At 31.9% G+C, this 14,339-nt stretch carries 12 protein-coding genes; 1 reads left to right on the top strand and 11 read right to left on the bottom strand.

Annotation, left to right across the window (positions count from 1 at the left end; genetic code table 11):
* Positions 1 to 283: 283 nt before the first annotated feature.
* The 8 genes from MHZ36_RS06825 to MHZ36_RS06790 form a co-directional block, all read right to left on the bottom strand.
* Positions 284 to 1,213, bottom strand: coding sequence for a KxYKxGKxW signal peptide domain-containing protein (locus MHZ36_RS06825; RefSeq protein ID WP_239230553.1), 930 nt, complete (start codon positions 1,211 to 1,213; stop codon positions 284 to 286).
* Between the two features lie 284 nt (positions 1,214 to 1,497).
* Positions 1,498 to 2,259 carry a transporter substrate-binding domain-containing protein gene (locus MHZ36_RS06820; protein WP_239230551.1) on the bottom strand — a complete coding sequence of 254 codons (762 nt, stop codon included), beginning with the start codon at positions 2,257 to 2,259 and terminating at the stop codon, positions 1,498 to 1,500.
* A 5-nt stretch (positions 2,260 to 2,264) separates the two neighbouring features.
* The gene (locus tag MHZ36_RS14385) at positions 2,265 to 3,599 is read right to left on the bottom strand and encodes an MmgE/PrpD family protein (protein ID WP_239230549.1); all 1,335 of its coding nucleotides are present in this window, start codon (positions 3,597 to 3,599) and stop codon (positions 2,265 to 2,267) included.
* A gap of 20 nt (positions 3,600 to 3,619) precedes the next feature.
* Positions 3,620 to 4,360 carry an amino acid ABC transporter ATP-binding protein gene (locus tag MHZ36_RS06810; protein WP_239230547.1) on the bottom strand — a complete coding sequence of 247 codons (741 nt, stop codon included), beginning with the start codon at positions 4,358 to 4,360 and terminating at the stop codon, positions 3,620 to 3,622.
* 10 nt (positions 4,361 to 4,370) lie between these two features.
* Positions 4,371 to 5,051, bottom strand: coding sequence for an amino acid ABC transporter permease (locus tag MHZ36_RS06805; RefSeq protein WP_239230545.1), 681 nt, complete (start codon positions 5,049 to 5,051; stop codon positions 4,371 to 4,373).
* Positions 5,044 to 5,598: a GNAT family N-acetyltransferase gene (locus tag MHZ36_RS06800; protein WP_239230543.1), complete on the bottom strand. Its 555-nt coding sequence runs from the start codon at positions 5,596 to 5,598 to the stop codon at positions 5,044 to 5,046. The genes MHZ36_RS06805 and MHZ36_RS06800 overlap by 8 nt, the downstream gene beginning before the upstream one ends.
* A 13-nt stretch (positions 5,599 to 5,611) precedes the next feature.
* A complete protein-coding gene (locus MHZ36_RS06795) occupies positions 5,612 to 6,913 on the bottom strand; it encodes an LLM class flavin-dependent oxidoreductase (protein WP_239230541.1) in 1,302 nt (433 codons plus the stop codon).
* Between the two features lie 376 nt (positions 6,914 to 7,289).
* Entirely contained in the window at positions 7,290 to 7,859 is a 570-nt protein-coding gene (locus tag MHZ36_RS06790) for a LysE family translocator (RefSeq protein WP_239230539.1), read from the bottom strand.
* Between the two features lie 92 nt (positions 7,860 to 7,951).
* On the opposite strand from MHZ36_RS06790, the gene MHZ36_RS06785 reads away from it, so the two are divergent.
* Entirely contained in the window at positions 7,952 to 8,830 is an 879-nt protein-coding gene (locus MHZ36_RS06785; protein WP_239230537.1) for a LysR family transcriptional regulator, read from the top strand.
* A 415-nt stretch (positions 8,831 to 9,245) separates the two neighbouring features.
* On the opposite strand, the gene ggt is transcribed toward MHZ36_RS06785, so the two are convergent.
* From ggt to MHZ36_RS06770, 3 genes are all read right to left on the bottom strand, one after another.
* Entirely contained in the window at positions 9,246 to 11,243 is a 1,998-nt protein-coding gene (gene ggt, locus MHZ36_RS06780) for a gamma-glutamyltransferase (protein WP_343237204.1), read from the bottom strand.
* Between the two features lie 133 nt (positions 11,244 to 11,376).
* A complete protein-coding gene (locus tag MHZ36_RS06775; RefSeq protein WP_239230534.1) occupies positions 11,377 to 13,158 on the bottom strand; it encodes an ABC transporter substrate-binding protein in 1,782 nt (593 codons plus the stop codon).
* 16 nt (positions 13,159 to 13,174) lie between these two features.
* On the bottom strand, positions 13,175 to 14,338 hold the full coding sequence (locus tag MHZ36_RS06770) for an ABC transporter permease (protein WP_239230532.1): 1,164 nt from the start codon (positions 14,336 to 14,338) through the stop codon (positions 13,175 to 13,177).
* Position 14,339: the final 1 nt, after the last annotated feature.

The raw sequence follows: 14,339 nt of genomic DNA, 5'->3' as shown, positions 1-14,339 counted from the left end.
GATGTATTCGGATTATCGTAAGATACTGTATAAGTGAATGTCATGTTTTGACCATCACTTGTTGCAACCAATTTGTAATAAATAGGTATGTTATATCTTGTATCTGTTCCCGCACCTGTATACGTTTGTGTTTGTGATGTTGTTGCAGCAGCTGCAGCAAATGTAGATGCGCTTGTAGTAGCTAATCTACTTAACGATCTAAGTTGTATTGGTGCTGTGCTTGTTGATTCAGATGTTGATGTTGATAAAGTAATCGTATTTGATCCTAAGTCTTCTGAAGTGCTTAGCTTGCTAGATTTATTGTTGTCACTTGTTGATGACTTATCTGAACTTGTGCTGCTATCTTTATCTGATGTTGATGTCTCACTCTTGCTATCTGATTTTTCTGATGCTGAGGCTTCACTCTTACTATCTGATTTCTCTGATGTTGAGGCTTCGCTCTTGCTATCTGATTTCTCTGATGTTGAGGCTTCACTCTTGCTATCTGACTCCTCTGATGTTGAGGCTTCGCTCTTGCTATCTGACTTCTCAGATGTTGATGTCTCGCTCTTGCTATCTGATTTCTCTGATGTTGATGTTTCACTCTTGCTATCTGATTTTTCTGATGTTGAGGCTTCGCTCTTACTATCTGACTTCTCAGATGTTGATGTCTCGCTCTTGCTATCTGATTTCTCTGATGTTGATGTTTCACTTTCGCTGTCCGCTTTTTCTGATGTTGAGGGGCTTCACTTTCGCTGTCTGCTTTTTCTGATGTTGAGGCTCCACTTTCGCTGTCTGCTTTTTCTGATGTTGAGGCTTCACTTTCGCTGTCTGCTTTTTCTGATGTTGACGTTTCACTTTCACTACCTTCAGATTTACTAATAGCTGTCGATGTTTGATTACCTACTGTTTCACTTTGTGATGATAGTTCTGAAGTGACTGGTAATTCTGAAGCAGCTAATGCGTGTTGATTATGTAACATATTAGCTGCAAATGCACCACCTAATATCCCCGTGGTTTTTAAAGTATTTCGCTTAACTGAATCCCCAAATGTGCGCTTAGTTTCTTCTTGTGTTTTTTCTGTACTTTTACTAAAAATAGGTAATCCCAGTATACCTAGCAATTTAATTTCTTTTATGCCGGCTTTAACCCAATTTTTACCTGATTTGTAAAGTTTTACACGCGCTTTTTCTTCATTAAAACTCCGTTTAAACTCTCTTTCTCTCTTCGACATGATCTTCCTCTTTTCATTTTTTATCCCAATTCTACAAATTTTCAAACACTTAAAACATTCAATAAAAACTACTATGACAGCCCTCAAGATGTATATACCATAAAAAGATTATGCACTATTGGATTATTTTTTTCAACTATTAAATTAGGTAAAGTTGTGCAAATTTCTATTTATTTTAGTTAATATTATTTTAAACATACTAAAGTGTAATAAATGTTATAATAATGTAATTCTAAACACAAAAAAAGACACACTTTTTTAAAAAAGTGTGTCTTTTTAGATTACTATTTTTTAGTTGTATCTTCTCCAAAATATTTTTCAGAAAGTTTTTTTAGTTCTCCGTTATCTTTTAAAGTTTTTATACCTTTATCGATATCTTTTTTCTTATCCGTATTATCTTTTTTAAATGGGAAACTTGTAGCTTCAACATTTATTGGTTTGCCTACGAATTTGATTTTCTTATCCTTTTTGTTTTTTTCAGCTGAAAGTACTGAACTAGAGTTAATGTATCCATCAATACGTCGGTTATCTAAATCTAGCATTGCACTTTCTCTATTTTCATAGGTTTTTGTTTTCATATCGTAATTATTTTTCTTATTGAATGATTCTAATGCCTCAGTGTGATTTGAGCCCATCACGCCTGCTACTTTTTTCCCTTTTAAATCTGAAAAGTCATTAATTGTTTTATTTTTATTTGAAGTTACGATTTGGCTACCTATATATGAATAAGGATTTGAAAATTGATATTTGTCTTTACGTTCATCCGTAACAGCAACTGCATTGGCTACTGAATCAACACGTCCTGAATCTAATTGTCCCATAATACCTGAGAAATCTGCTTTAACCCATTTTACTTTATAACCTGCTTCTTTAGCCGCTTTTTCAAATACTTCTATATCATATCCTACTAATTTCCCATCTTTTTCATATGAGTTAGGATAACTTTGTCCCGTTGTTCCAACTACAATTGTCCCTTTGTCATTACCTGATGAACAACCCGCTAATATAAATAGCCCCACTAGTGTAAGTGCTAATAGTTTTTTCATATAAATTATCCTCCTGTCACAATATATGTGATTAATTCTCCTGTATTGTTTAGATTAAATAGCTGTTGTATATTACTTGCATGTTTTGGTGCGTATAATGTGAGTTTTTCTATTATTTCATCCATTGTTAATGGATGATTGGGACTCCCTTTTGGTGTATCGATACGTTCTCGATATATTTCACCTAAATTGTCTCTGATTTCGACAATCGTAAATCTTCCTTTTGGTAATGCATTAGATTGTGCTTTAATCGTTTCATCATATGTACGCCGTACTTTAGACATTAAACTTTGTATTTCAGTACTAATTTCTTTTTCAAAAAAATCTTCTAAAGTAAGTTGATGATTGTATAGTAATTTGGCAATAACATATTCCACACTGAATCGGCCTTCAATGCCATTGGTTGGTTTTGTAAATTTTAAAGCTGCATCTCCCTGTAGCGGAAAGATGACATTAATTGTGTCTATAGTTTCAATTGGAAGTGCGTATTTTTTTTGAATATTTTTAACAGCATCAATCGCATGATAATTTGCTGAACAGCATGGGTGTAATTTAAACCATAGTCCTGGATTCACGATAGCCCATGACTCATTATCCTCCTTGATTAAACTGTCTGGTGGGTCTTGCTGCTCACTATAAGTAGCAAATAGTGCCGGTAACATGTCTTTATTACCATCAACCACATTAAATTCACTATATTTCACTGCCATATATGCTTTTTGGGCAGCTAGTCCAATATGTAGTGGTTTGACATCTGTACCAAATTGAGCACGCAAACCACTCATTTCAGTAATTGCTATGCCTATAGCATTTGCAAAATTATTTTGATCTAATCCTAAGTAATAGGCATTAGCGGCAGCTGCTCCAATAATTCCAATAGTGGATGAAGTATGCCAGCCTTTTTCGTAGTGTTGAGATCCAATTGTACGACCGATTCGTGCAGCTACTTCGATACCGATAATATAGCTTTCTAAGAAATGATCGTAACTCCGTTGATTACCATTCGCAGTTGCAAGTAAGCTAGGAATAATTACGGATGAAGCATGACCTCTCACATCTGAGTGAACATCATCGTAATCTAAATAATGGAGTATATAACCATTAACTAATGCAGCATCTCTTGCAGAAAGCTTTTGTTCATATCCAATAATTGGGCTTTGTCCAACACCTTGTTCTGATAGTAAACTTTGAATAAGTTGATTAATTACTTCATTGTTTTGAGCAGCAAATGCTGTAGCTATACCATCAATCAAGCCTTTTTGTGCAGATAACTTTTCTTCATTACCAATGGTTATGGCAGATGCTGTAATAGATTGGATAAAACGTTGTGTGAAATTCACGATATAGCATCACCTCTATTTTATTTAACACCTTTATCATTTTTCACAAATTCTGCAGTACGTTCCTGTCTTGGATTGTTAAAAATTTGTTTCGGAGTACCACTTTCCACAATAAAACCATCTTCCATAAATATGACTTTATCAGCGATATCCTCAGCAAAGGACATTTCATGCGTAACGATTATCAGTGTTTTGTTTAATTTTGCTACGGATTTAATGACATTCAATACACCAGATACAAGTTCAGGATCAAGTGCTGATGTAGGTTCATCAAAAAGTAATACTGGTGTATCTAACGCCAATGCTCGAGCTATACCGACACGCTGTTGTTGTCCCCCAGATAAAGTTACTGGATATTTGTGTTTGAAATCAGATAAACCAACCTGCTCGATGTAATCACTTGCACGTGCATCAATAGCACTACGATCTAATTGCTTATTTGTCTTCAAGCCAATCGTGACATTTTGAAGTACTGTTTTATTTTTAAATAAATTATAATGTTGAAATACCATTGCTGATTGTTTAATTAATTGTTGTTTTTGTTTCTTATTGATATTTTCTATTTCAATATCAATGTTGTTTATTGAAATTGTTCCACCATCTGGTTGTTCTAACCAATTTAAACATCTCAATAAAGTAGACTTTCCTGAACCAGATGGTCCAATAATTGCCAATACTTCTCCTTGATTTAATTCAAAATTAATATCTTTTAGTACTTCAGTTTTGCCAAATGACTTCTTTAAATGATTGACTTTAATCATTCATAACACCTCACTTTTCGTATGGTTTATTCACTCGTTTTTCTAATATATTTTGTAGGTAGCTGAAAATAATTGTTACTATCCAATAAATAATTGCTACTGCTAAAAAAGTCTCTAAAAATTTATATGAAGCAGATGCTAAAAGTTTACTTTTAGCAAATATTTCTGTCACACCTAGTGTAAATACTAATGATGTTTCTTTGATTAAACCGACAAAAATATTTCCTGTTGCTGGTATAGCGTTCTTTGTAGCTTGCGGTAAAATGATTGAAAAATATGTACGTGTTTTACTCATACCTATAGAATGAGCAGCCTCAAATTGACCTTTATCTACTGAGGAGATTGCTGCTCTAAATATTTCTGCTAAATATGCTGAATTTTTTACACTTAATCCTATTATCGCTGCAGTTAAAGCATCGATAACTTTCATATCAGGAATTAATTGTGGTAATCCATAATAAATTAGAAAGAGTTGAACCAGACTCGGTATGGAACGGAAAAAGGAAATATATAATAGTGCCAAATGTTTTATAACAGGTATATTGGCTTTAAGAATAAGTGCAAGCACTAATCCCCCAACAACTGATATAACTAAGGAGATAAGTGCTAAATAAAGTGTAATTGGTAAAAAAGGTAATATTTTAGGAAAGCTTTCTAAAAAATATATCGGATCAAAATCCAAATTATTCATCCTCCTTATAAGTAATATCTGTAAATTTCTGTTTAAGTATTTCCGTACCTTCAAATAACGTCTCATCTATGACTTTTATTAAATATTGGGTAATATGACCCTTCCCAAGGTCTTTACTACCAAATTTTTGATAACCTCTATGCTCATACATCTCAACTAGCCATGGATGATTGCTTGCTGTACCTAAAGTGACGGCTGGAGAATGAAAATTTTGATTGATGGCATCTGCTTCAATATAATCAAGCAATAATTTACTTATCCCTTGTCCTTTATATGATGGATGTGTAGCAAGCCACCATATATGCGGGAAATGGTAAGGACCTGGATTATGACTCCAAGGCATTCTTAAAGAAATTGTTCCTATTAACTTGTCGTCTACTTCATACACATAACAAATATTTTCTTTTATATTCTTATTTATTTTTTCAATCGTTGGATGTGCTGATTCAAAATGAATACCCAAATCTCTTATCGGCTCGTACGCTTGGTACATCAACGCTACAATAATCTCGGCATCTTCATACGTAGCTCTACGTATATTAGTCATCACTTGTGCCTCCCTAATGATTGGTTAAACCAAATTTTTCTCTCAGTGTCCCAGCAGTATATGCTTTTTGGACTAAATTTCTTTCTTGTAAAATAGGTATCACTTGCTCAACAAATTTTTCAAATTGTGTAGGTAAAAGCGGGGGCATAATATTAAATCCATCTGCCGCTTGATTTACGAACCAATCTTCCATTTTATCTGCAACTTGTTCTGGCGTTCCTATTACTATGTGATGACCTCTTGATCCGGCAACTTGTTTCATCACTTGTTCGAGTGTTAAGTCGTTTGCTTCGGCATCTTTTAATATCACTTCGAATCTACTTTGAACACCATTACCTGTATCGAAGTTAATGTCAGCAAATCTTGTAGACAAATCATACTGTGTGAGATCGATTTCGCCGACATATGGTGCTAATATTTTTAATCCAACTTCAGGTAAAATTAAATCTTGTAATTCTTGATAATATTGATTTGCTTGTGCTTCAGTATCTCCAATCACAGGAAATAGACCAGGCATAATTGCGATTTGGTTATTTGATTTATCATAACGCTTCGCCTTTTGTTTTAATTTTTCATAAAATGACTGTGCATCTGGTTTATTACTCTGTGCAGTAAATACAACATCCGCAACTTTTGCGGCTAGTTCTGTTCCTGTAGGTGATGAACCTGCTTGAATTAACAATGGTCTAACTTGTGGAGATTGCTCAATATTTAAAGGGCCTTTCACTTTAAAATGCTTCCCTTGATGATCGATTGTATGTAATTTAGATGCATTTATAAATTCACCATCTTGCTTATTACGTAAGAAGGTATCACTTTCCCAAGAACGCCATAATTTATTAGTCACTTCTACAAATTCTTCAGCGCGTTCGTAACGCAATTCATGTTCCATGTGTCTCGTTCCATTAAAATTTTCAGCTGTACTATTAATAGATGAAGTCACAATATTCCATGCTGCTCGTCCATTACTAATATGGTCTAATGAACTAAAGATACGTGCTAGGTGAAATGGTTCTTCGTAAGTGGTTGATGCTGTACTTGCTAATCCTATTGATTGAGTTTCTCTGGCCAACACCGATAATAATGTCAATGGTTCAAATCGACTTAATATATTTGGATGTGACGTTTCAGAAACAAACAAACTATCTGCTAGAAATAGTAAATCAAATTTCCCTTTTTCTGCTGTTTTAGCAATATCCACTAAATGATTTAAATCCATCGGACCTCTTTCTGCTGCATGTGGATGCCTCCAACTCGCAACGTGATGCCCATATCCCGCTAAAAATAATCCCAATTTCATATATTTCTTTTCCATTATTGCACCTACTTCTCTATTAATCCCGATTATTCTACTAAGACTTAAAGATATCACTGCAGTTTTTAAATGTCAATTTTAATTTTTACATCATTAAATTTATAATATTTATATTAATTCAACATGTGCTCTACTAAAGTTTTTTATAATTTCTTTTCTAATAAAATTTATATAATGGTAACTTTTAGTATAAAAAAAAGACTACGACATGAAGTATGTCGCAGTCAGTTTCTTTGTTATATTAATATTTAGAGTGGCTAAAATAATACTTCAAAGATTGTTATTCGTTTTTAAATTATGAGAATGTATAATAAAATTTCATGAACAAATATACTTCTATACCATACTTATTATGTAATTTATGTTTAATTGAACTTTATAGAAATATACTAATTGCAGAATAAAGTAATAATAAGGACATCACAATTTTAAATGGTCGATCATATTGTTCTATATAACTTTTTAAAAAGCTTCCTAAAAATCCCCATGCCAATAAGCACAACCAACCAATGACTACGGTCATAATCATATATAAAGATAGCGTTGCATTTTCATTTGCTATAGGTAAAATAAATGCGCCCATTAACGTTATAAAGAATAATAATGATTTCATATTGAGCACCTGCAATAAAAATCCTGCTTTAAACGTCTCATATGCTTTATTATTTACATCTTTCTTTGTCGAACGGTATGTTTTATACGCTAAGTAAATTAAGTAAATAAATCCCAAATATTTCAGTAACAACTCAATTTTTATAATAACATTTTCAAATTTAAATAATATTAGCACTGAGATTACTGCAAGAAATAAGAATCCGATCAGTACACCCGTAATAAATTTTTTTGCACCTTTAATGCCATAAGTTTTTGATGAATCTAAAATATATAAATTGCTTGGCCCAGGCGTAATGGATGTTACAAATACATATATTAAAAATGCCGTCATAAAATTCACCTCATGTAAATTTTATGTTCAACATTTAAATAAGTAAAATTAATGTTATTATCATTTTATAAATAAAATTAATAGGTGATTCGATGAACATCAAACAGTTAACGATTTTAAAGACGTTAGTAAAAACACGTAGTTATACTGACACAGCTAGATTGCTTAACTACACACAATCAAATATCTCACAACAAATTCATCAATTAGAAATGGAATTACAAAATAATTTATTCACGCATCACCATAAGCAACTTGTACCAACAGAATTTTTAATTCAATTATTACCATTAATTAATGATTATATTGCTACACACGATGAAATATTAAATATTTCAAACCAAAATATTAATAAGGGCACATTAAAAATTGCAGCGCCAGAGTCGGTTTTAACGACAGGTCTCAGTGATATAATCAAAAATTTTATAACAAAATATCCTGAAATAGAATTAGATATTTATAATAATTCTTGTAGTTATAATCAAACTTTATTAATGAATAGCGAGGTCGATATTGCATTTGTCGTAAATGAAACCATAAATAATAAATATATTCATACAAGTAAGTTATCCACGGAACGATTAGTTATCGTTACACATTATGATGCACCTGACACACTGCCAGAACTATTGAGTAATAATGTATATAACCATTTTGTAATTAATGAAAAGGATAGCACCTATCGATTAGCTTTTGAAAAATTCATTGCACTGCATGATATTAATTTAAAGAAAAAAACTGAATTATGGAGTATTCACACGATAAAAACTTTCCTTTTAGATAATATAGGATTTAGTGTTTTACCATTTAGAACAGTTGCCACTGAAATACAAAATCAACAATTGAAAATAATTAATCCAGTTTATGGCGATTTGCCATATTTTTATACATTTGCATTAACCAAGAAAAAAAGTTGGGATAATCCCTTGATTAAATTATTTTTACAAGAAGTGAATTTATCTGTTAAATAATATTTAAAATACAAAAGCCCATTCTATCTTGAAGATAGAGTGGGCTTTATGTAGGAAGTATTACCAGTACATACATTTACTGAAGATTCTAACCGACAACGTTCAAACTAGACATTTTTGGGATTACAATATGATTGATAAAACTTGGCGTTGTTTTATCGAAAGCTATCTTACACACCTGTTACACCTTACAGACCTAATGCAGCTACTAAATCAACAATTGGTTTTAATAATCCTGATAACATATAATCACTCCTCTTGTTTGAAGCATAATGTAATTCTATTATAGTTTTCAGAAAATTAAAAATTTGTGTAAATAGTTATTACACACAAAGTAATATAACCTAACAATTTATTAATAATTTTATTATAATTATTTGATTGAGCATTGATATAACAGCATTTCATTAAAATATTATCGTGTAATACTTTCTTTGTCATATCGATAATATTCTGCTTCATTTTCATCAATTCTTTGTTCAAAATCCTTATATAGATAAAGATTTTTTTCTTCTTTTACAACTTTATATTCTAAACTTTTAGAAAATGCTTCAATATCAATAAATTCTTGGTCTTCGATAATTTGTATATACTTATTATTACTTTTATGATTAAATATAAAATTCGCAATTTCTGTTAAAATGAAAAACTTACCTTTAATAATCTTAGTTTGAAACTTAAATAACGGTAGTGCTACTTTGTTTAAGTAAATTCTAAAAGGTGCATCTACTTGTTGTTCTATAGGAGGTTCTTGTATGCTTACATATTTGTCATTTTTCCCTATAACCACGCCTTCTCGGGTATCGTCTGTTCCCCCTCTAACCAAGCCGTTTTCAATATCAAATTGTAGGCCATGTACGTCACCAATATAACTTTCGGGATTTAGCTCAAAGGCATGACCTTTGGCTATTAATTCAAGGATTGTACTTTGTTTAAATTGACGCTCCCATTCTATTCTTGAGGGATTACTCGTATAGATACGAGGTTCACCAATTGCTTGTTGAATTGTCATATCAAAATCAATAACATTAATTAATGTCTGTACAACACTAGCAATAATGCTGATTGCACCTGGAGCACCGACTTCTAATACTGGTTGATCATCTTTAGTAACAATTATAGGGGACATATTACTTAAAGAACGTTTATTGGATTCAATTTCATTGATTCCTCCTTCAACAACGTCAAAACCATCTATCGTTGTATTCAATAGAATACCGTATCCTGGTATAGTCATACCTGATCCATAAATCATTCCTATTGATGTAGTAAAAGATGCGATATTTCCATCTTTATCAGTTACGGAAAAGTGTGTAGTTTCTGTATGCTTTTCATCTACATTAGTATGTGACTCAACAGAAGGAATAGTACTTCCTGGTCCGATTTCAAAATTAGCATAATCATCATGAATAAGTTGACTACGCTCTTTCAAATAGGATTCATCGATTAGTTCTTTAACTGGAATGTCGTAAAAAGCGTCATCTGCTATAAATTTAGCTCTGTCACTATATGCAATATGCATAGATTCGATTAAATGATGTAAATAATCTGTTGAACGTGGACCCATGGCACTAATATCAAATTGCTCCAACAACTTCAGGATTTGAATAACTGTTATGCCACCAGAACTAGAAGGGCCCATTCCATGTATATCATAACCACGATAATTCGATGTAACTGGTTCTTTAATTTGAATTTGATATTCCAGTAAATCATCCTTAGTAATCGTTCCTCCATTTTCATGCACGATATCTACTAATTTATCAGCTATTTCACTAGTATAAAATGCCTCAAATCCTTGATCTCTTATGATACGAAATGTTTTTGCGATATCAGGAAACGTTATCCAATCATCTTTATGGAAATAATCTCCTACTTCATTGGTATAGACACGTTGTGTCTCTTTAAATTTGTTAATACGCTCAATTTGATGTTTAGAATACTTTTCAGTTGCCCAATTAGCTTTATGCCCATTTTCAGCTTGTTCTATTGCAGGATTTATCAATTGTGAAAGTGTTAAATTACTATAATTTTTATGCAAGTGCTCAAATAATTTAGGTATCGCTGGTATAGCAACTGTTTTGCCATGTGTACTTAAATCAAAGAAATTTTTATGCTCGCCTTTGTCATCTAAATAAAAATGTCTATCAATATTTTTAGGTGCAGTTTCTCTAGCATCAAACGCTTTTACTTTTTTAGTTTTATTATCATAATAAAGTAAATAACCTCCGCCTCCAATGCCTGAGGTAAATGGTTCTACGACATTTAACGAAAGTTGCATCGCAATAACAGCATCTATTGCATTTCCACCTTGATCTAGAATTTCTCTCCCGACATCTGCAGCTAATGGGTGGGAGACTGATATCAAGCCTTCCTCATTTTTCACGCCTTCATTTATCACTTTACTATTCAACTTCAATTAAAGTTCCTCCTAATTTAGTAGAAAAGGCCGAAATTCAAAGCTAACATGAGATAGTTTCACTTTTATTTCAGGCTATCTTTTAATGTTAAAACGCTTATAAATTCGACCTACAACATACTTAATTCTATTTCTTATTTATTTCTTGTTCCACTAAGTTTAAATCTTGGCGTTGTTTATTACCTGTATCAAGTAATGGGGTAACTGGTGAAGCAATTCTAAATTTATCTCCTCTATAAAATTTAATAAATTGCTGTTGATTCATAGCATAGACTACTGCTCGTCTCAATGAAGGATTATCTTTAAAGATGCCACTTTTACTATTTATCATTAAAAATACTGATTTACGCCCATTTTTTCTAGTAATACTTAAGTCTTTATCCGATTTGATTAAATCAAAGTTTTTTTGATCTACATCTGTAACCATATCTATAGAATGGTTACGTACTTCTGATACAGTATTATCAGGATCATCATTAAATTTCATCGTAATATTTTTGATTTTGGCAGGTCCGTACTCACTTTTCTCATCCTCATTAAATCCTGGATTACGCATTAAAGAAGATTGATAACTGTTTTTCTTAGTCATGATATATGGTCCACTAGCATATAATTGATTATCCAAATGATCTTTAGAAGGAATCGCACTTGCGTCACCATAATCTGGTGAATTTTTATTATTATTAATTTGTGTAACATATTTTTTAGACAAAATACCCGCTGAAGAATGTGTTAGGTAGTTCACTTCTTTAGGCATAGGTTGATCTGTAGATATCTTAACAATCTGATAGTCACCTTTTTTGTTATTTACTTCATTATCATTTGTAACTAACGATTTAACTCCGTGTTTCTTAATCAATTTATCATAGATTGATTTCCCATCTTTACTATTAACATTTTTCAATTGATTCATATTTGCATCCGATAGCTTTTCAACATTTTTAATATGTTGATGCATATTATAAGTGTTATTATCTGGTACTGAATGCTTATCTCTTGCCCTATCTAAAGAAAATTTCACATCGTCTGCACTAACTCTTTCAGTTGTTTTCTTCGCTGCACCTTTTTCAACTTTTGCAAAATAATCATCATCTCTTAACAAGAAATAAAATTCATCATTAGACTTACCAACTGCATAATCTTTACTTAAGGAACCATCCGTTGTAATTTGGTCATTGTCGTTCAATGTTAGTAGTCGAGTATACATATTCATATCTATACCATAGACAGAAGGTGCAATTGACCGTATTGGATCTAAGGATTGAAGCTCACCATCTTCTTGTGTCATAACAAGAGGGCGTGTACCTCTATCATTTTTGTTATTGTAATCAAATTGTTGCCAAATTAAAGCGCGAGAGTTTGGTAACCCTACGCTTTTTGGGGATAATACTTTATTATCGTAAACTAAATTTTTCTTAGCGCCATATAATGGTGCCATATACCCCTGTTTAAAAATGACTTCATTTTCTAATTTTTTATAAGTCTCTTTTGCTTTACTTTTATCTTCTTTACTAGCATTATTTATCATTTTATCTACATTAACATCTTTAATTAAACTGTTTGATCCTTCCGAACCAAATAATGAACTCATTGAGTAATTTGGATCACCGAATACGGTTGTCCAATCGTCAATTTCAATATCATAGTTTCCCGCTTCACGTTGCGTTCTGTAACTACCATAATCAGGTTGAATATTCATCTTCACGTTAAATCCAGCCGTTTCAAGTTGATCTTTAACGATATTCATATCATTTTCATAACTAGCCTGACCTAAAAATTTTATAGTAGGTTTTTCTCCCTTAACATTTACATGTTGTGTAGAATCCTTTAATTCTGACTTAGTTGGTATACTACAACCACTTAATATCATCGTTAAAGCAACCATGGAAATACCAATGATTTTTTTCACATTCAGCCCTCCTATTCTATTGAATTTTTGGATCAAGTGCATCGCGTACTGCATCACCAATAAAGTTAAAGGCAAGCACAAGCAACATAATACATAACCCAGGAAATATTGCTAAGTTACTATGTGTCTCAAGGTAATTACTACCAGTCCTTAAGATGTTTCCCCATTCTGGCACTTCTGGCGAAACCCCTAAACCTAAGAAACTCAAACTACTTGTCGTTAAAACAACCACACCAATATTTAACGAAAATCTAACTATCATCGGTGACAATGAATTCGGTAGTATATAACTCCATAATATACGTGGTGTTTTTTCCCCAGTGATTCTAGCAGCATCAACATATTCCATTCGTTTCACTTCTAATACATTAGCTCTCATCGTTCTAGCAAAAGAAGGGATATTTCCAATACTAAGTGCAATAATTAAATTAGTTGTACTTGCACCAAATGACGCAATAATAGCTACCGCTAAAAGTAAAGAAGGAATCGCAAAAACTATATCTAATATTCGCATTACAAGATTATCAATTTTCACAAAATATCCTGCTATCATTCCTAAAAACATACCTAGAATGGTTGAAATAACTACTGAAATAATAGAAATGAAGAATGTCAATTTTGTACCTACTACAATTCTTGTAAATAAATCTCTTCCAAAATCATCAGTACCGAATGGATGCATAGGACTTGGATTTTTTAATAATTCATCAAATTGATTTTGCGTCGCTAAAGTAGTATCAAATAAATATTTCGACATCACCGAAACAGTAATCATAAATACTAATATTACTACACTCACACTAGCAATTTTATTCGCTTTCATTTTATTGACAAAAGATTCCCAACTATTATAAATACCTAATTCTGAAGTCTTTTTATAACGTAAAATGCTGATAAACATTAACAAAGTAAATATATTACCTGTAACTGTTAAGATAATTAATATGCTATATCCTATGTATCTCAAAACTTTTTGTTCATACCAAAAATTAACTCCAAAACCTAAAAATGCAACTACTATAGTTAACATAATTAAAATGAATTGTGTTATATAAAATGTATCCACCACATATCCTTTAAATAAATTTATACAAGCAATTAAAATCACCAAAGTATATGTCAATATAGCACATACTGAAAATATCAATAATGAAGGAATCATATATCTGTGTTGAGTCATA

Origin of the sequence: Staphylococcus sp. ACRSN (assembly GCF_022346615.1) — a bacterium.
GTDB lineage: Bacteria > Bacillota > Bacilli > Staphylococcales > Staphylococcaceae > Staphylococcus.
This window is presented reverse-complemented; position numbering and strand designations above follow the sequence as displayed.

Excerpts from the sequence above, each read along its gene's own strand:
- MHZ36_RS06825 (WP_239230553.1), bottom strand. The coding sequence starts at position 1,213 with ATGTCGAAGAGAGAAAGAGAGTTTAAACGGAGTTTTAATGAAGAAAAA.
- MHZ36_RS06820 (WP_239230551.1), bottom strand. The coding sequence starts at position 2,259 with ATGAAAAAACTATTAGCACTTACACTAGTGGGGCTATTTATATTAGCG.
- MHZ36_RS06810 (WP_239230547.1), bottom strand. The coding sequence starts at position 4,360 with ATGATTAAAGTCAATCATTTAAAGAAGTCATTTGGCAAAACTGAAGTA.
- MHZ36_RS06805 (WP_239230545.1), bottom strand. The coding sequence starts at position 5,051 with ATGAATAATTTGGATTTTGATCCGATATATTTTTTAGAAAGCTTTCCT.
- MHZ36_RS06800 (WP_239230543.1), bottom strand. The coding sequence starts at position 5,598 with ATGACTAATATACGTAGAGCTACGTATGAAGATGCCGAGATTATTGTA.
- MHZ36_RS06795 (WP_239230541.1), bottom strand. The coding sequence starts at position 6,913 with ATGGAAAAGAAATATATGAAATTGGGATTATTTTTAGCGGGATATGGG.
- MHZ36_RS06790 (WP_239230539.1), bottom strand. The coding sequence starts at position 7,859 with ATGACGGCATTTTTAATATATGTATTTGTAACATCCATTACGCCTGGG.
- MHZ36_RS06785 (WP_239230537.1), top strand. The coding sequence starts at position 7,952 with ATGAACATCAAACAGTTAACGATTTTAAAGACGTTAGTAAAAACACGT.
- MHZ36_RS06770 (WP_239230532.1), bottom strand. The coding sequence starts at position 14,338 with ATGACTCAACACAGATATATGATTCCTTCATTATTGATATTTTCAGTA.